The following is a 25,493-nucleotide window of genomic DNA, read 5'->3' as shown; positions in this document are numbered from 1 at the left end:
TCTTTTCACCCTTCCGCTTTTAATTCTAATAGTAAATCTCTTAATTCAGCTGCACGCTCGAAGTCTAACGCTTTTGCTGCTTCTTTCATCTCTGCTTCGATCTTAGCGATTGTTTTCTCACGTTCTTTCTTCGTCATCTTCTTAGCAGGAGTTGCTTCATATGTTTCCGGTTCTTCGGCCGCTGTCGTTGCACGGATTACATCACGAACGCCTTTTTGAATCGTTTTCGGCGTGATACCATGCTCTTCATTGTAAGCTTCTTGTATAGTACGACGACGCTGCGTTTCTTCAATTGCAATTCCCATCGATCTCGTTATGCGATCTGCGTACATAATAACGCGGCCGTTTTCATTACGCGCCGCACGACCAATCGTTTGAATTAACGAACGTTCTGAACGCAAGAATCCTTCCTTATCTGCATCTAAAATAGCTACAAGTGATACTTCTGGAATATCTAATCCTTCTCTTAATAAGTTAATACCGACAAGTACATCAAACTTACCAAGGCGAAGGTCACGGATAATTTCAATACGTTCTAACGTTTTAATTTCAGAGTGAAGATAGTTCACTTTAATTCCTACATCTTTTAAGTAATCCGTTAAATCCTCTGACATTTTTTTCGTTAAAGTCGTAATTAATACACGTTCATTTTTTGCAATACGATCTTGAATTTCTCCTAATAAATCGTCAATTTGACCTTCAATTGGTCGTATATCAATTGGTGGATCTAAAAGCCCTGTTGGACGAATAATTTGTTCTATTACCCCCGGTGACTGCTCTAATTCGTATGGTCCTGGCGTTGCCGAAACGTAAATGACTTGATTCGTTTTCTCTTCAAACTCATCGAACGTGAGCGGTCTATTATCTAAAGCTGATGGCAGACGGAATCCATGATCCACAAGTACTTGCTTACGTGCTTGGTCCCCGTTATACATTGCTCTTACTTGTGGCACTGATACGTGCGACTCATCCATAACAATTAAGAAATCCTTCGGGAAATAGTCTAATAACGTATACGGCGTTGCACCCGCTGGACGAAGTGTTAAATGACGGGAATAGTTTTCAATCCCTGAACAAAAGCCCATCTCGCGCATCATTTCTAGATCATAACGTGTACGTTGCTCTATACGCTGCGCTTCCAACAACTTACCATTATCATTTAATTCTTTTAAACGCTCTTCTAATTCTTTTTCTATATTTTCAATAGCAACCTTCATTTTTTCTTCACGTGTAACGAAGTGAGATGCTGGGAAGATTGCTACATGATCACGTTCTGCTAATACTTCACCTGTTAACGCATTTACTTCACGAATACGATCGATTTCATCACCGAAAAATTCAATTCGAATACAATGCTCGTCAAGTGATGCCGGGAAGATTTCAACTACATCTCCGCGCACACGGAATGTCCCACGCTTGAAATCAATATCATTACGTCCGTACTGTACATCAACAAGTTCACGAAGCAATTGATTGCGGTCCTTTTCCATACCAACTCGAAGTGAAACAACTAACTCGCGGTATTCTTCCGGAGAACCTAAACCATATATACACGAAACACTCGCAACGATAATTACATCGTCCCGTTCAAATAATGCAGACGTTGCTGAGTGACGCAATTTATCGATTTCATCATTAATTTGCGCATCCTTTTCTATAAAAGTATCCGTTTGCGGCACATACGCTTCTGGTTGATAATAATCGTAATAACTAACAAAATATTCAACTGCATTATTCGGAAAAAAATCTTTCAGCTCACTATATAATTGTCCTGCTAACGTTTTATTATGAGCCATCACAAGTGTTGGCTTCTGTACTTCTTTAATGACATTTGAAATCGTAAATGTCTTACCCGTCCCTGTCGCTCCCAGCAACACTTGCTTTTTCTTTCCACTATTAAGTCCCTCTACAAGCTTCTCTATAGCTACCGGCTGATCACCTTGCGGGGAATACGCTGAGATAATTTCAAATTGATGTTCCAAGTAAAATCCGACCTCCTCATAAAAATCTGTATTATTATTTTACCACGAATGCCCATAAAAAACCTAAAAAAACGAACAGATATTCGGTAAAATTTTCGACAATATATACATAGAAAAAGGAAGGAGTCAAAACTTCCTTCCTCTACTAACTCTATTTTTTAAGTACATATAATAAATCATATCCATTGCGCCCATTTTCATTCAGACAGTCTATTAACCTATAAGCCGTTTGTAATTCACGCTGCTCTTTAACAATCCTTTTACAACTATCTTCATCTATATCTGTATGATTACCAGCAAATCGATCTTGCCTATTATCTAACATATGAATTATATCTGTTCCACTATACTCTAACGTTTGAAAAACCGGATCACCTTCATGTGTATAATGTACAATTCTTACTTTATCAACTTCCCCTTGTTCCACATTCAAAACGAACTTTTCAAATTTATCTAGATTAGAAGTTACTGCTTCCTTTACAATGACATCATTCTTCTTATCAATTGTAATGTTAGGTTGTGAGCATGCTACTAAACTAAAGAGAAGTAGGCATATAAAACCACTTCTTTTCCCTATTGTCATCCTCTCCTATAAGAATTATTTGTATACTGCAAAAGCTACTTTCCTCTACGAAAGTAGCTTTTCTTTCCCTTTCTCCTTCTTCGGAAAAATAACATATGAAAATGAAATTGCTGTATCAACTAAAAATATAATTGCCCACACTTGGCTCACGCGACTTGCAGCTTTATTTAAAACGATTCCCGATTCTAACCAATTTCCCCATTGTTCAAATGGAATAAATCCATACGCGAAGAAAAAGAATATATGCACACCAACGAATAAAACAAGATGTAATACCCAATTTTTCATTTCCTGCTTTGCATAGGCCATACCTGTTAATTCTATATGTTCTTCAATAACAGGCGCTGGTTCATTCCGCCATTTCGCAGCTAACTTTTGCACAAATATATCAAGCTTCTTCAAATCCTTTTTCCCGTAGAAGACCGCATACAATAAAATGATTACGGTAATAATCTGAAAGTTAGAAAACTTTCCTGTTTGATAATAGTCCACTACCCCTAAGGTTAAAATGAACACTTCATTTACGAGTAGTACAATCCCCATAATAAAGCTTGCCTTCTTCAAACGGAATCCGTAACGAAGTAAAAAGAAACCGATAGCCGATAACCAAAATACAATCTCTGCCCCAATTAAAAAGTACCAACGATATTCTGCGAGTATACTCATTTATCCTTCTCCTTTTCATCATATATACGAAAAGCTTCATCCATATATAATAAAAATTCTTCTTCGATTGGATACATGCTCATTTTCTGTGAATCTTCCTTCGATTTTCTAACTTCCCATAACTTATCTAAAAACGCTTCATCACCATTGGCCAGTTCTAAACACTTCTGCATTAATCTCTTCATTGCCCCTTGCACCTCATCACTTGCAGTTTCTTTACCGTCTTTCATAAAAGTGCGTAATTGCTTTAATAAATCCACCCATTCTAAAACATTCGGATCTTCTTCACTCATATTTGGCAAATTATGAAGCAACTTTTGTTCTTCCTTTGAAAATACTTCATTTTGAAATATTTCACGTATACGAGAAGACTGTTTCGAAAGCTGGATCAGTTCAAACATAACTTTCCAATCGAGCTCTCCCTCCACATCCACCGAATAAACAACTGCTTGTAAAACGCGCTCCATTCGATTGAATTTCTTTTGTTCTTCCTGTACAAACCGAAGTTGTTTTTCAAGCGAATCCTTTAAGTTAAGCTCACCTTTTACTAACATATTCGCAGACTCTTTTAGTGAAAATCCCATTTCCTTTAAAAATAAAATTTGTTGGAGACGTATTACGTCAGCTTCACTATATAAACGATGCCCGCCTTCTGTTTTCCCGCTCGGCTTTAATAAATCTATTTGATCATAATAACGTAATGTACGTACTGTTACCCCTGTCTCTCTCGTCAATTCTTGTATTGAAATCACTACCATCACCTCTTCCCCTTCATTATAAAAGATGACGTTACGTAACTTTCAAGACTTTTGTAAAAAAATACAAAAAGCTGTTTATACTCATTGTATAAACAGCTTTTACGGAAATAATCCTTTTTGTACAGCGCGCCCACAAAATAAAATAAGTGCTCCAACAACAACGCTCGTTGCCGTTTTATGATAATGGGCCAATAGTAATAAATAATACGATAAACCAACAGTGCCAATCATAATACAAATACTTGGCACTGGATTACGAGAGAAATTTTGCATTCCCCAAAGAAGTGCAAATATAGCTGTAGCGACACATAACACCGGTAATCCCACTCCGCTTCCCCTTTATATATCTATTTGCTAGTCTTTGTTAATACGCTCATTGATAACATACTAATTAATACCCCAAAACCAGTCCTTATATATTTAAACGTTTAATCTAATTGAAATCTCTCAAACTTATCATTTATTTCCTCTCCCCTTACTCCAGCGTAAAGATTTCCTCCACCTTCATCCCAAAATATTTGGCGATTTTTAGGGATAACTCTAGACTCGGATTGTAATGGTGATTTTCAATCGCTATAATCGTCTGACGCGTCACCTGCATCACCTTTGCCATTTCAACTTGTGTTATATGATTTTGCTTTCTTAATTCTTTAATTTTATTTTTCACACCCATAGGATCCACCTTCAAAAGTAAAGATATCTTTACTTGAATTATAAATATTTTCCAATTACAAGTAAAGATTAATTTACAAATTTCAGAAAAACATTCCACTGAACACCTTCTCTAACAAAGTACGATAGTAGTTAAGTTTATATCAGCGATTCTCCCAATATATCGACGTAACTCCATTTATATCGGCGATTTTCTAAATATATCAGCGCAACTCCATTTATATCGGCGATTTTCTAAATATATCAGCGCAACTCCATTTATATTGGCGATTTTCTAAATATATCAGCGCAACTCCATTTATATCGGCGATTTTCCGAATATATCGACTTACTAACAAATACTGAAATCCATAGCGCTATAATCATAAGAAAAAGCTGTCCCAAAATATCTTTTGGAACAGCTTTCTCCTCTACTACATAAATCCTAATACCCATACAAGAACATATCCAAGAATAGAAAGACAAACCGAGCCGATCAGCCCTGCTACAAATGCTTTGCTTCCTAATTTACGGAACGTTTTAAACTCTACATTTAAACCGAGACCTGCCATCGCCATTGCGATAAGCATGTACGCAATTATTACAATATAACCGGCAACAACTTCGGGGATAATCCCGAGTGAATGCACCGCACTCATCGCTAAAAATCCGAATATAAACCAAGGAATCGGAAGCTCCTTCCACGATTTCTTTTCTTCGCTTCCCTCGCTCTTACCAAACCATAACCCAATTAAAATCGCTACTGGTACAAGCATCGCAACGCGCGTTAATTTCACGATAACCGCGATGTCGACAGCCGTGCTACCGCCTGGTGCCGCAGCCGCAATTACGTGAGCAATTTCATGCAGCGTCGCCCCCGAGAATACACCGTAACCGTACGGAGATAAGCCAAGCACTGGATATAATAATGTATAAATAAGCGTAAATATCGTACCTAAAATAGCAATAATTGCGGCACCAACCGCCGTTTCATCGTCCTTTGCTTTCACTTGTGGTGCAATTGCCACGACCGCTGCCGCACCACAAATCGCCGTTCCACACGCCGTTAAAATCCCAAGTTTCTTTTCTACTTTAAATACTTTTGTCAATCCATATACAACGAAAATGGTGAATGTAATAACTACCGCTGCGATGACCAATACTTTCGGCCCCGCCTTCGCAATATCAACCAGATTTAATCGCATTCCAAGTAAGATAATCCCAAAGCGAAGCAACTTCTTACTCGCAAAGTTCGTTCCCGCTATCGCTTCTGGAGGGACTCCAATCGCTGCGCGCCAAATCATCCCAATTAGAATAGCAATTACTAATTGTCCCATAATATTTAAAAATGGAAGCTCCGCTAAATATTTCGCAGCAATGGCGATTAATAATGTAATCCCAATACCTTGCGAAAATCCAAAGCCCTTTTTCTTTTGTATAACAAGTGTTTGTTCCACCTTGTACCACCCCAATAATCGTATTGGAACATGCATGTTCTTTCTACTTACATTATAAGAGAGTTTTTATAATAAGTTTAATATCAATATTAAATCTCTATCATCAGAAATACTTATGATAGAATAAAAACAAAAATAAAGGGGCCTAACAAATGAACGTCGACATTTTGAAAATCTTTGTGACTGTCGTTGAACAGAAACATTTCTCTCGTGCAGCAGAACTTTTAAACCTTTCACAACCCGGTGTAAGCATGCACATTCGCAACCTGGAAAATGAATTTGGAACTACACTCATTCAGCGCTCCCCAAAGCATGTACAAGTTACGGAAGCTGGAAACATATTATACATACATGCAAAGCAAATGCTCTCTCTTTATGATGATGCAAAACAGGAAATTAACGAATTACATAACGTTGTAACAGGAACACTTCGCATCGGTGCTAGTTTTACAATTGGCGAATACTTACTTCCCAAAATACTCGCTAACTATGCCAATGAAAATCCGCACGTCGAAGTTCATACCCTTATCTCTAATACAGAAGAAGTTTTGCAAAGCCTTCGCTCTAATCAAATTGATATCGGCTTAGTAGAGGGACAAGTCGTATATGCTGACGTAGACGTTGAAGCGTTTATGCAAGATGAAATGAAGCTCGTCGTCCCTCCAAATCACCCATTACTTCACATCAAGGATATAAACGAAGCTACTCTCCAAGACCAAGTATGGGTATTAAGAGAAAGTGGCTCTGGGACACGTGCCTATAGCGATCGTTTTATTCATCAACATCATTTAAAAATGAAACGATTCTTTACATTTAGTAGCATTCAAAGTGTAAAGGAAGCCGTCGCTGCCGGGCTTGGCATCGCTATACTTTCTGATTGGACCGTGCGGAAAGAACTACTAGCCCAAGAACTATTCCACGTCGAAGTTCCAACTGAAAAACTAATTCGTCCATTCTCCATCGTGCGTGGCAAATATTTCATTCCATCTAAAGCCATTCAAGTGTTTTTAAATCATGTAGATTCTTTTGCGAAAAAACAGAGTTGACCTTCACATTAGTGTGAAGGTTTACAATACATGTAAAAGGAGTGAAATGCAGTGCGAATTGGAGAGTTATCAAAAGAAACTGGCGTTAGCGAAAGATCACTAAGACATTATGAAGAAAAGGGATTGCTCCCTTCAAATCGCCTCACAAACGGCTATCGTGATTTCGATAAAAGTGCCATTGAAAAAGTAGAGCTTATCCAAATGTACTTACAGCTCGGCTTAAATTTAGAAGAAACTGCAAGAATGCTGAGCTGCCTCGAAATCGAACCACATCTATACGAAAATCCATGCAGCAGTATCCTTGCACTTTACGAAGATAAGCTCAATGAAGTAACAAGGCAAATCTCATTACTTTCCAACATTCAAACGAATTTACAAAAACACGTTTCACTCCTAAAACAAGAAAAAGAAAAGGGATGATTGCATGTTTGTTATACACGGCAGTTCAAGACAAAATGGGAATACGGAAGCCTTAACATATATGATGATTGATGGAATGAAAGCAGAACAAATTTATTTACGTGACCATACCATTTATCCTATTACAGACCAACGCCATGATGCTGAAGGATTTCAACCTGTAAATGATGACTACGAACAATTAACCAAACGCATGCTAGAGCACGACACGATTATCTTTGCTACACCACTATACTGGTACGGAATGAGCGGCCATATGAAAAACTTCGTTGATCGTTGGTCACAAAGCTTACGTGATACCTCTCTTCATTTCAAAGAGAAAATGAAAGGTAAAAAAATGTACGTCGTCATCGTTGGCGGAGACAATCCGAAACGGAAAGCATTGCCACTTATTGCTCAATTCCAGTATATCTTTGATTTTGTTGGTTCATCATTTGAAGGGTATATTATCGGGGATGCGAATGGATTGGATGAAATCAAAAATGATGCTGAAGCAATTACAAAGGCACAACTGTATAATAGCAAATTTAAAAATAGCTAACAGAAATAAGTTTGACAAACCCGTTTGTATGCGCATACAATAAAAATAATATTATGAAAGGAAGGTAATTTGACCAATGAAGTTCTAATTCTCTTATTTATTTCATCCATCACAAATAGTGAACAAAAATGATGAAAACTAGCAGGGGATTAGTCTGTCCATTTGTCGATACTTTCTTTCGAGACGATCATGTGAAAAATCGTTTATTTATGTACGATTTTTACATTGAAGGGCGACGTTTATCCTCTCTAGTGAAACTAGGGAGGTTTTTTTATGACTATTTTATTCGCACGTAATATTGAAAAGAGCTTTGGTGACCGTACCATATTTACGTTACCATCACTAGAAATTCACGCACACGATCGCATAGGAATCGTTGGAGTCAACGGAGCTGGAAAATCTACGTTATTGCAAATATTAAGTAAAGAAATAGAAGCTGACAAAGGGACAGTAACTCATCATAGTTCTATCGCTATCATTCCACAGCTTAGCGATACAATACTGGAAACCGCTTCTTCTCTTGCAAAAGGAAAATGGAGTATTTCAAACGTCGCAAATTCAATGAGCGGCGGCGAACGAATGCGCCTAAAGATTGCCCATGCCCTTGAACAAGAGGCAGGCATTCTATTTGCTGATGAACCAACAAGCCACTTAGATATGTTCGGTACAGAGCAATTAGAAAAGGCACTTTCATCTTATAAAGGTGCGCTTGTCTTAATATCTCATGATCGCGATTTCCTAGATACAATATGTACAAAAATCATCGAAGTTGAAGACGGGATGATTAAAGAATATAAAGGAAACTATTCCAACTATCGAAAGCAAAAAGAACGTGAGAGAATACAAAAGGAAGCAGAATACGAGCAATATGTACAAGAAAAAAATCGTTTGGAACAGTCCATTTTACAAAGAAAACAACGCGCTTCTAGCATGACAAAAATCCCAACTCGGTTCAGTTCATCTGAATCTAAACTTTATAAATTAAGTGGAGCTCATGGGCAAGAACAGGTCAGCAAAGCAGCCAAAGTATTAGAAACACGTCTCGAAAAACTAGAAAAGAAAGAAAAGCCAAAAGATCTTTCTCAGGCTCAGTTTGACGTGCAATACCATACACCCATTCATAGTAAAGTGGCAGTACAGTTCAATAAAGCAACAAAGAAAATAGGCGACCGCACACTATTTAAAAATATGAATGGGACAATTGCCCCCGGTGCAAAGCTTGCTATTTTAGGGGCAAATGGAAGTGGAAAAACAACTTTGTTCAACATGCTTCTCGCAAACGAGCGTGGTATCCAGCTTTCGAAGAGTTGTAAAATCGGATACTTTGAGCAAACACTATCTATTTTAAACACAGATAAAACAATTATAGAAAATGTTCTAGAAGAATCGAGCTATACTGTATCGTTCGTTCGAACAATACTTGCCCGGCTCCTTTTCCGCCGCGAAGATGTTCATAAACCTGTGCACGTTCTAAGCGGGGGTGAACGAATGAAGGTTGCACTCGCAAAAGTATTTTTAGGAAACTATAATATGCTCCTGCTCGATGAACCGACGAACTATTTAGATTTAACAACACAGGAAGAATTAGAAAACATGTTACAAGAGTATCCTGGCACTATACTCTTCATTAGCCATGACCGTGCCTTTATTCGTTCTGTTGCAGACCATATTCTACAAGTAGATGAGAGCGAACCAAGAATATTCTATGGCAATTACGAGCAATACATCAAAAGAACCACTCAAGCTTCCGTAAACGTTACTGAACAAGAATTATTGCGATTACAAACGAAATTAACAGAAGTCATCAGCCGGATTTCTATACCCAATCATCACGATGACATCACATTTCTTGAACAAGAATATGAAAAATTATTAGTTCAAATTCAGCGGTGTAAAGAAGCGCTCTAATGTCTTCCCTATATATCGACGGGGCCTTCCACATTTCCCAAGAAATATCGTGGCTTCGACATAAAGATAATATTAGACATCACAATAACAAAAAGCCGTGCATCAGCACGGCTTTTCACTTTATCTTGCTACTTGTGGGCATTAAATGCCCAGTTGGTGAAGGCTCATAACTAGCCGGGATGCCCCCCACTGATTAAAGTTTCACTTTATATACGGACAGCAGTCCCACTCACCGCGACCATTAGCATTCCTTCGCGAACTACTTCGTAATCCACGTCGATACCAACGATGGCATTCGCATTTTTTTGCCTTGCGAATGTTTTCATCTCTTCCATTGCGATGTCGCGCGCTTCTTTTAATTTACTTTCATAAGCTCCTGCACGGCCGCCGACAACGTCACGGACAGATGCGAAAAGGTCACGAACAATATTCGCACCCATAATCGCTTCTCCATTCACGATATCAATATACTCAATAATTTCTTTCCCTTGAATTGTAGATGTTGTTGTTACAATCATGCTTTATAGCCTCCCATATAAGATTTCCACTTACTTATGGTGCACGAATTCAGCAGAAATTATATTTACGAACTAAACTGCGCTTCGTATAATCGGCTATACCCTCCGCCTCGCTCAATTAATTCCTCATGCGAACCTTGTTCTGCAATACCATCTTTATTTACAACGACGATACGATCCGCATTTTTAATAGTTGCAAGCCTGTGAGCAATAACTAATGTTGTACGACCGACAGCTAGTTCTGCAAGTGATTTTTGAATAGCAAGTTCCGTCTCTGTATCTAATGCAGAAGTCGCTTCATCTAATATTAAAATTGGCGGGTTTTTCAAGAACATACGAGCAATTGCTAGACGCTGCTTCTGTCCCCCTGAAAGTTTCACACCACGCTCACCGATAACTGTATCTAAACCGTCTGGTTGCGAGTAAATTAAATCCTCCAACTGGGCACGTTTTACCGCCTGCCAAATTGCAGCCTCTGAAGCCTGTAAATTTCCATAAGCGATATTTTCGCGAATCGTTCCTGAGAATAAGAATACATCTTGCTGTACAATTCCAATTTGTTTACGAAGTGACGATAAAGTCATCTCTTTCGTATCAATGCCATCAATTTGGATTGACCCAGATTCCTGCTCATAAAAGCGTGGTAATAAACTACATAACGTTGTTTTCCCTGCCCCTGATGGCCCAACGAACGCAACTGTTTCACCTGCGTGTATTTTCAAGCTAATATCATTTAAAATCGGTTCTTTATTTTCATATCCGAACGTAATGTTGTTATAGTGAATATCACCGTGTACATGCTTTACTTCTATCGCATCTTTAGAGTCCACAATATCAGGCTCTGTTTCAAGAAGTTCTACATACCTTTTAAAACCTGCGATTCCTTTCGGATAACTTTCAATAACTGCATTAATTTTCTCAATTGGTCGGAAGAAAATATTCGTTAATAAGACGAATCCGATAAATCCACCATACGTTAACTCACCTTGCAGAACAAACCATGTGCCACATATTAATACGAAGAGCGTTACGAGACGCATGAGCATATAACTAATGGATGAGTTTAGCGCCATAATTTTATACGCCATTAATTTCGTTGTACGGAAACGAGCGTTGTTCACAGCGAATTGGTCTTTCTCAAACTTTTCATTTCCGAATGCTTGTACAACGCGAATACCACCGACGTTATTTTCGATACATGCATTAAAATCAGCGACATCTGAGAATAAACGTCTAAACGTACCCGTCATTTTTTTATTGAAGTAAAGCGCCAACCATAATAGGAATGGAATTACAAAGAATGTTAGAAGTGCTAACTTCCAGTTAATCATCATCATAAATGAAAATGCCCCAACTAAAGTCATTACGGCGATGAATAAATCTTCTGGCCCGTGGTGAGCAATTTCCCCAATTTCCATTAAATCGTTCGTAAGACGTGAAATTAGATGACCTGTTTTATTATTATCAAAAAATCTGAATGATAGCTTTTGAATGTGATCAAATAATTTCTGCCTCATATCTGTTTCAATATTAACTCCTAGCATATGCCCCCAGTAGGTAACAACATATTGTAAACCTGCATTTAACATATAAACTGCAAGTAAACCAAAACAAGCCCATAAAATAAGCGTCCAGTTTTGTCCTGGTAATAACTTATCAATAAATTGATTTACGATAAGCGGGAAACCAAGTTCCAGTAATCCTGCGATAACCGCGCAAGAAAAATCGAGTATAAATAAACCTTTATACGGTTTATAGTAAGAAAAAAATTTACGTAGCATATATTCCCTCCCTTTTCCAAATTAAAAGACTCCCTAAATGATAACCATTATCAAATAATTATTCAAGTTATTCGACTATGAAACTACAAATAAGGTTTGCGATAGTTGTCGTTTTTTGCCAGAAAGTCGATATATTTTAATAATCGCCGATATATTTTCAATTGCGCTGATATATTCTGATAATCGCCGATATAAATTTCATGTACTGCTGCTCCCAATCAAACAAAAAAGGTGTCACCTAGTGGTAACACCCTCATTTTTATTACATCGCTTCCGAATCCCACTCGTGCTCTTGCTGAACAAATACAACGCCTAACTCATGATGTCCTCCAGCATATAATGCTGTTTGAGCAAGACGAAGCTCACCATTTGTATCTACCACTTCTAATTTACAAAAAGCTCCTGTTGTTTTCGTTTGAAGCGCATCATAAAATTCTTCGGCACTCCTTGGAACGACTCCATTTACTTTCGTAATTATTTCTCCAGGCAGTAAATTCAGCTCGGCCCCAATTGTATTTGGAATTGTATCTAACACGACAAGTCCATCATTGCGTGCAGCGAAATATGCCGGTCTTGTCTCATCTACAATTTTTTCTTGCATCGAAATCGTAAAACGTCCAAGCATTGCGACACCCATTGCAATAATAGCAAGTACGTGCCACCAATAACTCGCGACCCCTAAAACAAGTACAAGACCAGCTAATCCATAAACACGTCTTCCTGTAAAGAGTAAAGCTTCCGTCGGCTCATAACTTCTAATCTTTCGCATAAATCCAATTAAAAATGGAACGAGGAATAGAGAATATGTATTTGTTCCTATTGAAACGACAGGCCACCATGAAATAAACTGGGTTACCGCATCACCTGGTACAAGAATAAAAATCGGCACGATCCATAAACGCTTCGATTCGTGTAAACCAATCTTGAGCCCACGTTTCCCCTTCCTAATCCTCGGTGTAGAATATCTCACCGCGTTTTTAGAAATCAATAAGCCCTCCACAACAAGCATGATGCCTAGTAAAATAGCAAGAGATACAATCGTACCCTCTTCACCTTCTCCAAGCTGTAAGAAGGAAACTGGCAGCTTAGAAGATAATAAAACACATACAATTGCGATACTGAACGTATAAGCTGCCGATAAATATCGATACATAGCAGTTAATCCAAATAATAATGTCCAAAGTAAAATGGCCCATAAGCTCGCCTTGGAAACAACAAGTCCAAGTCCAATCGTAATAATAGATACGATTAATCCATATCCAAGCCCTGCAAATAGAGATGTTCGCAATTCAAACCAAATATCATAAACTTTAAAAGAAAAATCTTTTCGTTCTCGTAATATACGTAAATATCCAACGAAGATACTACTTATTAAAAATACATAGACAGCAGGGTGCAAGAAAAAACGTCCAACTGCCCGCATTATTTCAAAAAGCCATGCCTCCACGAACTCATTCACCACCATTTATATCATTCTTTCTTTTTATATTATCATAACTGGACAAACGTTTGTTTAACACAAAAAAATACAGGCAATAAAATGCCTGTATTTCTTCTTATTTCGCTATTAATTTTAATGCTGCCTGTAATTGTAGATCATTTTCTCCAGAACGGATTTTTTCAATGATTTTAGTTTGAATTGCCTCAGCTGTCTTTTTATCCAGCTGTCCTGTCGCTTCCATCTCATTCGCATTTTGGAATGCTTTCAGTGCTGATTCTGTCTCTTTACTAAAGTAGCCATCTTCACGCCCCGGTACATAACCTAAGCTTTTCAGCATCTCTTGCGCATGCTTCACTTGCACATCATTTGAATTGTATGAAAGTGTTTTTTCAATTTGAATTGGCGTCGCATGGTAGTAATCTGGTTGTTTCACTTCTACAGTTGGCTTGATTCCCTTTTTATGAATCCAGTTTCCATCTGGAGTTAACCATTTGAACATCGTTAATTTAATGTTACTGCCATCTTTAAACGGAACGGCTTGCTGAACAGTTCCTTTACCAAATGTTGTTTCACCAATTAAATCGTAACCTTCTCCTTCTTTCAATGCGCCAGCTAAAATTTCCGAAGCAGAAGCACTTCCTTTATCAATCAATACTGAAATTGGATATGGCTTCCTCTCTTTCAGCTCTGTAGAGATTTGCTTTTTCTCACCATTTCGCTGCTCTACTTGTAGCATCGGCTTTTTGTTCGTCATAATTTCTCCTAGTATATCTTCTACACTATTTAAATAGCCACCAGGATTACCACGAACGTCAATAACTAAACCTTTTATGTTTTTCTTCTCTAACTCTTTTAACTGATCCTTAAATTCTTTCGCTGTATTTTCAGCAAAAGAAGTAATTTGCATATAACCGATATCTTTTCCATTCTCTTGTTTCACAGAACTAACTACCGTGAAGATTGGGATTTTTTCACGCTTAATTTTGAATACAATCGGATCAGTTACTCCTGCACGTTTAATTTCAATCGCGACAGTCGTTCCCTTTTTACCACGAATTTTTAATACAGCTTCTTCACGCGATAAGTCTTTTACACTGTTTCCATCTACAGATAAAATTTGGTCATTCGGCTTAATTCCAATCTTTTCTGCTGGTGAACCTTTAATTGGCGATACGATAATAAGCTTACCGTCTGTTTTGTTCACCTCAGCCCCAATCCCCTCTAACTCGGGATCAAGTGATTCGCTAAACTGTTTGGCTGTTTCTTTATCCATATACGTGGAATAAGGGTCCTTCAGCGTAGACAACATGCCTTGTATTGCACCTTCAACTAACTTGTCATCTTTCACGTCTTCCACATAACGTGAATCAATTAGTCCATATGCCTCATTAATTTTTGCCAAATTCCCTTGCGTCGTGCTAGCGTTCCCACTCGAAATTGTTTGCGTTACTTCTGCTGGGTTAACCCCAAATACAGACATTCCTGCAAACATTCCGCCAGCACCAATTAAAAATGCAACAACCATTCCAATAATTGCAACTCTACGTTTCAATGCGGAATTCCCCTTTCCAAAACACACAGGTGGTGTAGCAAAAGGCATCACACAGCGTGTGATGCCTTTACCTATTTCTACTATATGATAAGCTTGTACGAATTATGTTTGCAACTTTTTATACTTTTAAGAAGCGACGAATTGACATTACACTTCCCCACATACCGATTAACGCACCGATTAACACTAATAAACCAGCTAATTGGAATACGAATGGGCTGTATGGTAAAAGCTCGAAAATTGTTCCGCCAAGTTTTTCATTAAACACACTTTGCAGTGAATTATACGTAACTAGAATTAGACCAATTGGAATAATTGATCCTAATACTCCTAGGAATAATCCTTCTAGCAAGAACGGCCAACGAATAAACCAGTTTGTTGCACCTACAAGTTTCATAATTTCAATCTCAGTACTACGAGCATAGATTGTAATTTTAATTGTATTAGAGATTAAGAACATCGCTGTGAATAAAAGACCTGCAATTAATGCAATCCCGATATTACGTCCTGTTTTTACAGTATCAAATAATTTTTCAACTTGACCTTTACCGTATTGAACGTTACTTACAAACTGCATTTTTTCAATCTTTTTCGCAATTTGTGCTGTATCAGTTGGCTCTTTCGCTTTTACAATAAATACGTTTTTCAGTGGGTTATCTTGCTCAAATAACTCGAACGTTTTTCCACTATCGCCTAAACTTTTAATTAAACGTTTCAATTCTTCTTCTTTAGAAGAGTATTTAATAGAATCTACTTTCGCGACCTTACTCATATCTTCTTCTAATTTCTTTTGATCAGCTTCTTTTGCTGCTGGATCAATGTGTACACGAATTTCTACATCTTGCTCTACTTTTGTAGCAAAATGGTTCATATTCATAATCGCTGTTAAAAAGACACCTACAAGTAATAATGTAACTGTTACTGCACTTACAGAAGCAAATGTCATCCATCCGTTACGGGATAGATTTTTTACACCTTCTCGCAAATGTCGACTAAGGGTTTTAGCCTTCATATCCGTATCCTCCCTCAATCTCGTCTCGAACAATTTTTCCGCCTTCAATCGCGATTACACGATGACGGATTGTATTTACGATATCTGCATTATGCGTCGCCATAACAATCGTTGTACCACGCTCATTAATGCGCGTAAAGATCTTCATAATATCAAGAGCTGTTTCAATATCTAAATTACCAGTTGGCTCATCGGCAATTACAACCTTTGGTCTATTAACAATCGCTCTTGCAATAGCCACACGTTGCTGCTCTCCACCTGAAAGTTCACTTGGAAGTGCGTCTGCACGATCATCTAGACCTACTAGTCCTAACACTTCAGTAACACGCTCACGAATCGCATCTGGTTCTTCTTCAATTACTTCTAAAGCAAACGCAACATTCTCATATACCGTTAATTTAGGTAATAATTTAAAATCTTGGAAAATCACGCCTAATTGACGACGGAAATATGGAACATCTCTTTCTGCCAATGATTCGATAGTAAGTCCATTTACATTAATAGATCCTGTAGTTGGCTTTTCTTCACGATACATCATTTTAATAAATGTAGATTTTCCGGCTCCACTCGGTCCAACTACGTATACGAATTCACCTTGTTTAATGTTAACTGTGAGACCAGCAACGGCTTTCATACCATTCGGGTACTCCTTATAAACATTCGTCATTTTTATCATTATTTATCACCCAATGCTTAATGATTTTTTTTCGAAATACTTTTCTGTACATGTGAAAATAAAAAGGAATCCTTTATTTTCATTTAACCATTCTTGTTGAAGGCAGCTTACTTACATGCTTTTTATTCGCACTGCTACTCTATGTAATATATTTCAGCAAAATTCTACAAACCTCATTGTAACATCAAACGGTTTCCAGTTCGGATACATTTTTGTTACAGTTATGTTACATCCCAGAAAAAGGAGACGAGTTGTTATAACTCTTATCCAAATTCATTTTTAGATAAGATTATATAAACAACTCGCCCATTTTTCTCTTTTTATTTATGTTCAGCTAACCACTCAGCTACTTTTTTCGCATCTTCACCTTGAATAATTCCCGGTGACATTGAACCGCGACCTTTTTCAATAATCTTTTCAATCTCTGCTGCATCATATTTCTGCCCTACTTTTCGTAAATCCGGTCCAGTTGCTCCTGATAAATCTTTCGCATGGCAGCCTATACAACTTTTTTGATAAATTTGCTCTGGGCTATCTGTGCTTGCAGATTGTTTCGAAGGCTTACTCTCTTCTTTATTTCCACATGCTCCTAAAGCAAAAACGACTGATGTACCTAGTGCAATAGCCAACAATTTCTTTTTCAATTCTATCGCTCCCCATTGTTGATATTCTTTTCATTCCTAACACACTCATTTTTATTATAAGCATTATCTTTATATAGAAAAACTAAGGTATATTTCATATTCTTGAAAAATACAGTGAGAACCCTGATAAAATAAAGCTTCCATAATTTGTTTCAATTCTGTGAACAACGTAAAAACTTCTATAAAGAATCTTTTTAAAAGGCAAATCAAAAAAGTTCTTTATAAAATCTTACTCTATTGCCGCTCTGTTTTACTATTCTCTACTTTTTACAAAACAATATACAACATTGTATTCTGCATATAACCCCATCAAAAAGAGAAGTTGTCGTTTCCAACTTCTCTTCCCCTGTACTTCATCCATATAAATAAAACGTTGTATATCCTCTATTTTCTCAGCATGGGCCAACAATTTTGTTGGCTTTTTCTCTTATCCCACAATTTACTGGGTAGTAAGACCCCTACCTCAAAATTCAACAAAAGTAAAGAAGTTAGGTGAGGGTCGGGCTGCCCGTAAAAGCCAGATTTGTTAAAGCTAATAATCAGTGGGGATTCCCCCACTGGTTATTAGATGCGAGAACGTAAGTAAGCATCAATAAATGGATCAATTTCTCCATCCATAACTGCTTGTACGTTACCAACTTCTGTATTTGTACGATGGTCTTTTACAAGAGAATACGGGTGGAATACGTAAGAACGAATTTGGCTGCCCCATCCAATTTCTTTTTGTTCCCCGCGGATTTCATCTAATTGTGCTTGTTGCTCTTCTAATTTCTTTTGATATAATTTTGCTTTTAACATTTTCATCGCATGCTCACGGTTTTTAATTTGAGAACGCTCTGACTGACACGTTACAACCGTATTTGTCGGTGTATGCGTAATACGAACTGCTGAATCTGTCGTATTAATGTGCTGTCCACCAGCTCCACTTGCACGGTACGTATCAATTTTTAAGTCTTCTGTACGCACTTCAATTTCAACTTCATCATTGAACTCAGGTACCACTTCACAAGATACGAATGATGTATGACGACGGCCTGAAGAATCGAACGGTGAAATACGTACAAGACGATGTACACCTTTCTCTGCTTTTAAATAACCGTAAGCGTTATGACCTTTAATTAATAAAGTAACACTCTTAATACCAGCTTCATCACCTGGTAAGTAGTCAACTGTTTCTACTTTAAATCCACGTTTTTCAGCCCAGCGTGTATACATACGTAATAACATAGAACCCCAGTCTTGTGACTCTGTTCCACCTGCACCTGGGTGTAATTCTAAAATCGCATTATTTTTATCATAAGGATCACTTAATAGTAATTGAAGCTCATACTCATTCATTTCTTGAATTAAGCCTTTTACTTCCGATTCTAATTCCTCATGTAAATCTTCATCATATTCTTCTTTTAAGAGTTCATGCGTTACTTCTAAGTTTTCGAACGTCTCGTCTAACTGACGGAACTTTCCAACCATATCTTTTAACGCATTTGCTTCGTTAATTACAGTTTGAGCGCCTTGTTGGTCATCCCAAAATCCTGGGCCCATCATTTTTTCTTCTAATTCTGCAATTTGTTTCTCCTTAGTAGGGAGGTCAAAGAGACCCCCTAAAAGCCGCTAATCTCTTAGCCATTTTCTCTAATTCCTGTCTAATTTCTACTAATTCCATTTCCTTCACCTCTATGTAATTGCTATTACTTTCGTATGAAAACAAGGGAAACTCTCTCCACTTATTAGGGAGAGAGTTTAATCCTTTTTATTACAATTTGCAAAACAAGCTGAATTCAACAGCCGCAGTTTTTATTAGCTTACAATGCCACAGCAGTTTTTATATTTCTTGCCACTACCACATTTGCATAAATCGTTACGGCCCACTTGATCACCTTTTACAACAGGCTTTTTCTTCGCTTCTTCGCCATCGCTAGATGGATGAACAGCTTCACCTTGAACAACTTCTTGACGCTCTAAGTTTTGTTCAATTTCAGCTTTCATAATGTAACGAGAGATTTCCTCTTCAATAGAAGCAATCATTGACTCGAACATTGCGAATCCTTCCATTTGATACTCACGAAGTGGATCGATTTGACCGTAAGCACGTAAATGAATACCTTCACGAAGGTGGTCCATCGCATCAATATGCTCTGTCCATTTCGTATCTACTACACGGAATACAACAACTTTTTCGAACTCACGCATTTGCTCTTCTGGCATAAGCTTTTCTTTGTCGTTGTAACGCTCTATTAATTTCGCGATAATCGGCTCGCTCATTTCTTCTGGAGCAAGACGACGTAATTCTTCTTCTTTTATATCGCCTTCTTGCAGAAGGTTTGTATTTAAGTAGTCAACAAGACCTTTAATGTTCCAATCTTCTTCAATTTCCTCTTGTGTATGAAGCGCAACAGCACGTTCTACTGTAGATTTCATCATACCTTCAATAATACTACGTAAGTTCTCAGAATCCATTACTTCTTGACGCTGTTTGTAAATAACTTCACGTTGCTGACGAAGCACATCATCGTATTGTAATAACTGCTTACGTGCATCATAGTTATTTCCTTCTACACGTTTTTGCGCAGATTCTACTGCACGAGAAACCATTTTACTTTCAATCGGTTGTGAATCATCCATACCAAGACGATCCATCATCGCTTTCATATTGTCAGAACCGAAGCGGCGCATTAGTTCATCTTCCATAGACAAGTAGAACTGCGTTACACCAGGGTCCCCTTGACGACCAGCACGACCACGTAACTGATTATCAATACGACGGCTTTCGTGACGCTCTGTACCGATAACTGCTAGACCAACGTTTTTAATATCGTCTCCAAGCTTAATATCCGTACCACGACCAGCCATATTCGTCGCAATCGTTACAGCACCTTTCATACCAGCTTCTGCAATGATATCTGCTTCACGCGCATGGTTTTTCGCGTTTAAAATGTTATGGCGTACACCTTTACGTGTTAACATTTTTGAAATAAGCTCTGACGTTTCAATTGCAACTGTACCAACAAGAATCGGTTGCCCTTGTTTATGACGATTTACAATATCCTCAACAACTGCATTGAATTTGCCTTCCATTGATTTGAAGATTAAATCAGCACGGTCATCACGAATAATATCTTTGTTCGTTGGAATTACGATAACATTCATATTGTAAATACTACGGAATTCTTCTTCTTCCGTTTTCGCTGTACCAGTCATACCAGATAACTTTTCATACATACGGAAATAGTTCTGGAACGTAATTGTTGCGAGTGTCATACTTTCATTTTGAATTTCTACGCCTTCTTTTGCTTCAATCGCTTGGTGCAAACCTTCGCTATAGCGACGACCTTTCATAAGACGACCAGTGAATTGGTCTACAATTACGATTTCGCCTTCTTGTACAACATAATCTGTATCAAGGTGCATAACAACGTGTGCACGAAGCGCCTGATTAATATGGTGAAGAAGTGCAACATGTTTCAAGTCAAATAAGTTTTCAATATGGAAAGCTTTCTCTGCTTTCGTAATACCATCTTCAGTTAACATTACATTTTTCGTTTTCACATCAAATGAATATTCTTTTTCATTTTCTAATGTACGAACGAATGCATTTGCAAACATGTATAGCTCTGTTGATTTTTGAGCTTGTCCCGAAATAATAAGCGGCGTACGTGCTTCATCGACTAAAATAGAATCGACTTCATCAATAATAGCAAAATGAAGTGGACGCTGAACGCACTGCTCTCTATATAAAACCATATTGTCACGTAAGTAATCGAATCCAAGCTCATTATTTGTGCTATACGTAATATCAGCAGCATAAGCCTCTTGCTTCTCTTCGCGTGACATACTATTTAAGTTAATTCCTACTGTTAAGCCAAGGAACTCATGAAGTTGTCCCATTTCGCTCGCATCACGTTGTGCTAAGTATTCATTGACTGTAACAACGTGAACACCTTTTCCTGTTAAAGCATTTAAATATACAGGTAATGTAGATGTTAACGTTTTACCTTCACCCGTTTTCATCTCAGAGATATTCCCTTCATGTAAAGCAATACCACCCATTAACTGCACGCCATACGGACGCATTCCAAGAACACGAGTCGCAGCTTCGCGTACAACCGCAAAAGCTTCAGGAAGTAGATCATCTACTGTCTCACCTTTTGTTAGACGTTCTTTAAACTCAAGCGTCTTTCCTTTTAATTGTTCATCTGTTAGTGGCTTAATAGATGATTCTAATGCATCAATTTGCTCAACTGTCTTCTGCATACGTTTAATTTGGCGTTGATTTACATCAAATACCTTTTTTAAAATACCGATCATAGGAAATACGCTCCTCTTTTTTATTAAAATAAAACTTCCGATTGTTTTTTCTTTTTCTATTACAATCAGTCGTTATAAAAATCAAATGTATGTTATGCCAATTTTTCTCCTAATTAAAAAAACTAAAATGTATATACCTAATGATAATTGTAACACTTGTCTTATAACTATGACAACAATCGGCCGAATGTCTCGTTCTAAATTAGGAAAAGTTTTTTAAAAATCTATTTTCAGCAAAAAAAGCGCAGCCTCTTTCGGCTGCGCTTTCGAATTATTATTTAGTTTCGATTAAACCATATTTTCCGTCTTTACGGCCATATACAACATTAGTTTCATTTGTATCAGCATTTGTGAAGACGAAGAAATTATGCCCTAGCATATCCATTTGCAAGATCGCTTCTTCAACGTCCATCGGTTTTAAATCGAATCGTTTTGTACGTACAAGTTCTAATTCATCCTCTTCTACCTCATCCAGAACAGCTACTGCTTCTGGAAGGATAAAGTTAGTTTTCACAGAACCTTTCTCACGTAACTTACGATTTACTTTTGTTTTATGTTTACGAATTTGTCGCTCAATCTTATCAACTACTAAATCGATAGCAGCGTACATATCGCTATTAGTTTCTTCTGCACGAAGTAATAAATCAGTAAACGGAATTGTTACCTCGACACGTTGCTTGTCAGAGTATACTTTTAAATTAACTTTAATCTCTGGGAATGTATCAAAATAACGCTCTAACTTACTTAGTTTTTTCTCTACATATTCCTTTAATGCTGGAGTTACTTCAATATTTTCACCACGAATGTTGAATTTCATAGATGAATTCCTCCTTTCAAGCCTATGTACTATAATTTCGACATCGGCTTAAAAACTCCTTCTAACTTTTTTAAAAAAATTAGTGGAATTGCGATTTTTTTATCGTTTTTTGTTGAAATGAAAAGATGCATCGTTTCTACCTTTATTTTATCCTATTAACATCGTGAGTAACGAATATAACTGTGGACAATTCGTTACAGAAAAGAAACAACTTTTTGACAATTCACCCCATAACAAAAACCTCTTGCGAAAAACAAGAGGTTCTACTATATATAACGTTGCCACAAACGCAGCTTTCTCTTCCCAAAAACAATATCCCTACAGTTTCACAACATTAGCTGCTTGTGGTCCACGTGCTCCATCTACAATATCAAACTCCACTTGTTGCCCTTCTTCTAATGACTTATACCCATCTTGTTGAATAGCAGAAAAATGAACAAACACATCCTCACCATCTTCACGCTCAATAAACCCAAATCCCTTTTCTGCATTAAACCATTTCACTTTTCCTTGCATGTTCATTCCATTCCCTTCACTCTAAAAATCAGGGCATTCGCCCCATATTCTGACTATAACGAATGACAACTTACGAAGTCAAAGAAGACTTATCGTCTTTTTATTATCTCTTTCGACAGTTACAGATTAACTTCTACAGAGCGTCAAACTAGAAACTTCACTTGCCCATCTATCGTATAAAAGACTGCCAATTTGTCTAACTGTAATACCTGTCGTATACACATCATCAACGAGTAAAATATGTTGCCCATAAAACATCTCTTCACCCTGAAAATAAAAAGGATTGCTTCCCAACATCCTTTCTTTGCGCGTCTTCTTACTTTGTTTTTCTGTTTCCCTTCTTCTTAATGACGGATAAGAAAGACCAACAGGCAAACAAGCTGCTAATAGCTCAGCTTGATTAAAACCACGTTCATATTCCCTTTCCTTACTAAGCGGAACAGCGATAACGGTTGAAACGTTAGCAAAATACTGTTGAAATAAACTTCGAAAAGGGCGATGAAAAATACGAACTAACTCAGCATCACTACGAAACTTAAACTGCGCTAGTATTCCTTTCATCTCATTATCGTACATGTATAATGAACGATTTTTCAAAGGTCGATAACTCTCCAAATTCATCCATCGTACACAATCCTTGCAAATGTCACCTTCTTTATATTCAGCTGGCAATGGATCTAAAGACCGTCCGCACTCTCTACAAATCTCTCCTATAATATAGGAAATCTTTTGCTCACATCTATCACATATATACTTTTTGTGAGCCTTAACAAAAAAATTGTACCAACTAATCGCGTATGAAATATCCTCATCACAAAGTAAGCAATGCATTAATCGATCAACCCTTGTTCTTTCGCATTTTTGTTCATACTTCGAATGTGTTTTTTCGCGCGCACCATCGCCTCTGTCTTACCATAATGAAAATAAATGACCTCTCCATACGGCTCTTCAAAACTACGACCTACCCGGCCTGCAATTTGAACGAGTGCACTTTCTGAAAATATTTCTTCTTCCGTCCCTAAAACCGCAACTTGCAAATTTTTCACCGTTACTCCTCTCTCCAAAATCGTCGTTGTAACTAATAAAGGAATTTCTCCCTTTCTGAAAGCTGCAACTTTTTCTTTTCTCATTGGATCTTCTGCATGCACACCGGCAACTCTATCGTCTAACAGCTTCAATAACCGACTCATTTTTTCTATATATCGCACATGGGGAACAAATAAAAAAATGGGGTGCTTTTTATTTAAGTATACTTTTAACCATTGTAGTAAAACTTGAGGAATTCTTTTATTGATGAGGCTTTTCTTCCAGTTTCCGCACCAGCAAAATTTGGGGACTGGCAACGGATGACGGTGATACCGTCCAGAAACAACGATACCTTTTTGTTTCCCCTTTCTAAGGTTACGCTTCCACTCTTCATCTGGAGTTGCAGTTAAATAAATACATGCCGCCTTCTCTTTCATCGCTTGTTTTACCGCATACTGCAACATTTGATCTGCATGGTATGGAAAGGCATCTATTTCATCTACAATCATGACATGAAACGCTCTATAATAACGCAATAGCTGATGGGTGGTCGCAACGACTAACGCTGCATCTTTTTCCCGATCTAAACTCCCACCGTATAAAGCAGCTACATTTATATTCGGAAATACTTCTTTCAATCTCGGTGCTAATTCAAGTACAACATCCGTTCTCGGCGTTGCGATACAAACTCTTTCTCCTTTTTGAAGTGCCTCTGCAATACCATAAAACAACATTTCTGTTTTTCCAGCGCCGCACACAGCCCAAATAAAAAACGATTCTTTCTGTTTAACAGCCTCCATAACACCTTGCGCAGCCAACTTCTGGCCAGTAGATAAATTTCCTTTCCACTGTAACGGATTTACATCCATTTCTCCCTCTTTTTCGGCAATTCCGCGAACAAGTACAGCACATTCACTAACTCTCCCCATCGTTATGCACTTCCGGCAATATGTGCAGACTTTACTACACCTTTTACATAAAAATGATGCAAATAGCCGCTGCTCTATATTTCCGCAGCGCTGACATATATATTTAGAAGCCTTCTTTATTACACCTTGTACACATACGACCTTCCTCTTCTTTTTCAAATCTTGTAATGTATCCCGTAAGTCTGAAGAGAGTTCCTCTAATAGTAACTGTTTCCCTGCTAACATCAGCAACCACCTCCAGCACTACTATAAACCCTTCTCATA

General features: G+C 37.6%; 24 protein-coding genes. 4 read left to right on the top strand and 20 right to left on the bottom strand.

The window, feature by feature from the left end:
• Positions 1 to 5 precede the first annotated feature (5 nt).
• The 7 genes from uvrB to JDS98_RS24975 form a co-directional block, all read right to left on the bottom strand.
• Positions 6 to 1,982 carry an excinuclease ABC subunit B gene (gene uvrB / locus JDS98_RS25005; protein ID WP_000401006.1) on the bottom strand — a complete coding sequence of 659 codons (1,977 nt, stop codon included), beginning with the start codon at positions 1,980 to 1,982 and terminating at the stop codon, positions 6 to 8.
• Positions 1,983 to 2,133: 151 nt separating this feature from the next.
• Positions 2,134 to 2,565: a DUF4362 domain-containing protein gene (locus tag JDS98_RS25000; RefSeq protein ID WP_199634455.1), complete on the bottom strand. Its 432-nt coding sequence runs from the start codon at positions 2,563 to 2,565 to the stop codon at positions 2,134 to 2,136.
• A gap of 45 nt (positions 2,566 to 2,610) precedes the next feature.
• Positions 2,611 to 3,231, bottom strand: coding sequence for a hypothetical protein (locus JDS98_RS24995; RefSeq protein WP_000025216.1), 621 nt, complete (start codon positions 3,229 to 3,231; stop codon positions 2,611 to 2,613).
• Entirely contained in the window at positions 3,228 to 3,989 is a 762-nt protein-coding gene (locus tag JDS98_RS24990; RefSeq protein ID WP_142307055.1) for a MerR family transcriptional regulator, read from the bottom strand. Before JDS98_RS24990 ends, JDS98_RS24995 begins: the two co-directional genes overlap by 4 nt.
• A 99-nt stretch (positions 3,990 to 4,088) precedes the next feature.
• On the bottom strand, positions 4,089 to 4,316 hold the full coding sequence (locus JDS98_RS24985) for a hypothetical protein (RefSeq protein ID WP_000524132.1): 228 nt from the start codon (positions 4,314 to 4,316) through the stop codon (positions 4,089 to 4,091).
• A 148-nt stretch (positions 4,317 to 4,464) separates the two neighbouring features.
• A complete protein-coding gene (locus JDS98_RS24980) occupies positions 4,465 to 4,662 on the bottom strand; it encodes a helix-turn-helix transcriptional regulator (protein ID WP_000538368.1) in 198 nt (65 codons plus the stop codon).
• A 412-nt stretch (positions 4,663 to 5,074) separates the two neighbouring features.
• Positions 5,075 to 6,097: a YeiH family protein gene (locus JDS98_RS24975; protein WP_000438410.1), complete on the bottom strand. Its 1,023-nt coding sequence runs from the start codon at positions 6,095 to 6,097 to the stop codon at positions 5,075 to 5,077.
• Between the two features lie 152 nt (positions 6,098 to 6,249).
• Between JDS98_RS24975 and JDS98_RS24970 the strand changes: the two genes are divergently transcribed.
• The 4 genes from JDS98_RS24970 (at position 6,250) to abc-f (ending at position 10,012) form a co-directional block, all read left to right on the top strand.
• Positions 6,250 to 7,143 (top strand): LysR family transcriptional regulator, encoded by an 894-nt coding sequence (locus tag JDS98_RS24970; protein ID WP_001099965.1) that lies wholly within the window; start codon positions 6,250 to 6,252, stop codon positions 7,141 to 7,143.
• 51 nt (positions 7,144 to 7,194) lie between these two features.
• Positions 7,195 to 7,563, top strand: coding sequence for a MerR family transcriptional regulator (locus JDS98_RS24965; RefSeq protein WP_097958745.1), 369 nt, complete (start codon positions 7,195 to 7,197; stop codon positions 7,561 to 7,563).
• 4 nt (positions 7,564 to 7,567) lie between these two features.
• Positions 7,568 to 8,104 (top strand): flavodoxin family protein, encoded by a 537-nt coding sequence (locus JDS98_RS24960; RefSeq protein ID WP_000497638.1) that lies wholly within the window; start codon positions 7,568 to 7,570, stop codon positions 8,102 to 8,104.
• Between the two features lie 273 nt (positions 8,105 to 8,377).
• The gene (gene abc-f / locus JDS98_RS24955; protein WP_097958748.1) at positions 8,378 to 10,012 is read left to right on the top strand and encodes a ribosomal protection-like ABC-F family protein; all 1,635 of its coding nucleotides are present in this window, start codon (positions 8,378 to 8,380) and stop codon (positions 10,010 to 10,012) included.
• A 206-nt stretch (positions 10,013 to 10,218) separates the two neighbouring features.
• Here the strand turns inward: abc-f and JDS98_RS24950 are convergent, their stop codons facing one another.
• From JDS98_RS24950 to comFA, 13 genes are all read right to left on the bottom strand, one after another.
• Entirely contained in the window at positions 10,219 to 10,530 is a 312-nt protein-coding gene (locus JDS98_RS24950; protein WP_000637523.1) for a heavy metal-binding domain-containing protein, read from the bottom strand.
• A gap of 65 nt (positions 10,531 to 10,595) precedes the next feature.
• The gene (locus JDS98_RS24945) at positions 10,596 to 12,311 is read right to left on the bottom strand and encodes an ABC transporter ATP-binding protein (RefSeq protein WP_000944601.1); all 1,716 of its coding nucleotides are present in this window, start codon (positions 12,309 to 12,311) and stop codon (positions 10,596 to 10,598) included.
• A 262-nt stretch (positions 12,312 to 12,573) separates the two neighbouring features.
• Complete coding sequence (locus JDS98_RS24940) at positions 12,574 to 13,758, bottom strand: PDZ domain-containing protein (RefSeq protein WP_016107240.1); 1,185 nt, start codon at positions 13,756 to 13,758, stop codon at positions 12,574 to 12,576.
• Between the two features lie 109 nt (positions 13,759 to 13,867).
• Complete coding sequence (locus JDS98_RS24935; RefSeq protein ID WP_000830308.1) at positions 13,868 to 15,304, bottom strand: S41 family peptidase; 1,437 nt, start codon at positions 15,302 to 15,304, stop codon at positions 13,868 to 13,870.
• 118 nt (positions 15,305 to 15,422) lie between these two features.
• Complete coding sequence (ftsX, locus tag JDS98_RS24930; protein WP_000645031.1) at positions 15,423 to 16,316, bottom strand: permease-like cell division protein FtsX; 894 nt, start codon at positions 16,314 to 16,316, stop codon at positions 15,423 to 15,425.
• Positions 16,306 to 16,992 (bottom strand): cell division ATP-binding protein FtsE, encoded by a 687-nt coding sequence (ftsE, locus tag JDS98_RS24925; protein WP_000594334.1) that lies wholly within the window; start codon positions 16,990 to 16,992, stop codon positions 16,306 to 16,308. Before ftsE ends, ftsX begins: the two co-directional genes overlap by 11 nt.
• A gap of 320 nt (positions 16,993 to 17,312) precedes the next feature.
• Positions 17,313 to 17,636, bottom strand: coding sequence for a cytochrome c551 (cccB, locus tag JDS98_RS24920; protein WP_000727967.1), 324 nt, complete (start codon positions 17,634 to 17,636; stop codon positions 17,313 to 17,315).
• Positions 17,637 to 18,200: 564 nt separating this feature from the next.
• Positions 18,201 to 19,299 (bottom strand): peptide chain release factor 2 gene (gene prfB, locus JDS98_RS24915; protein WP_199634454.1). Its coding sequence is split into 2 segments (ribosomal slippage): positions 18,201 to 19,226 and positions 19,228 to 19,299, totalling 1,098 coding nucleotides; the frame shifts between segments, so codons are not numbered across the junction.
• A gap of 134 nt (positions 19,300 to 19,433) precedes the next feature.
• On the bottom strand, positions 19,434 to 21,941 hold the full coding sequence (gene secA / locus JDS98_RS24910; RefSeq protein WP_199634453.1) for a preprotein translocase subunit SecA: 2,508 nt from the start codon (positions 21,939 to 21,941) through the stop codon (positions 19,434 to 19,436).
• 274 nt (positions 21,942 to 22,215) lie between these two features.
• On the bottom strand, positions 22,216 to 22,758 hold the full coding sequence (gene hpf / locus JDS98_RS24905) for a ribosome hibernation-promoting factor, HPF/YfiA family (protein ID WP_000671188.1): 543 nt from the start codon (positions 22,756 to 22,758) through the stop codon (positions 22,216 to 22,218).
• Positions 22,759 to 23,076: 318 nt separating this feature from the next.
• Positions 23,077 to 23,274, bottom strand: coding sequence for a cold shock protein CspC (cspC, locus tag JDS98_RS24900; RefSeq protein ID WP_002045823.1), 198 nt, complete (start codon positions 23,272 to 23,274; stop codon positions 23,077 to 23,079).
• 126 nt (positions 23,275 to 23,400) lie between these two features.
• Complete coding sequence (locus tag JDS98_RS24895; protein ID WP_098911738.1) at positions 23,401 to 24,105, bottom strand: ComF family protein; 705 nt, start codon at positions 24,103 to 24,105, stop codon at positions 23,401 to 23,403.
• Positions 24,105 to 25,454: an ATP-dependent helicase ComFA gene (gene comFA, locus JDS98_RS24890; RefSeq protein ID WP_199634452.1), complete on the bottom strand. Its 1,350-nt coding sequence runs from the start codon at positions 25,452 to 25,454 to the stop codon at positions 24,105 to 24,107. Before comFA ends, JDS98_RS24895 begins: the two co-directional genes overlap by 1 nt.
• Between the last annotated feature and the right edge of the window lie 39 nt (positions 25,455 to 25,493).

The sequence above is a fragment of the Bacillus cereus group sp. N11 genome, assembly GCF_016483605.1.
GTDB lineage: Bacteria > Bacillota > Bacilli > Bacillales > Bacillaceae_G > Bacillus_A > Bacillus_A toyonensis.
This window is presented reverse-complemented; position numbering and strand designations above follow the sequence as displayed.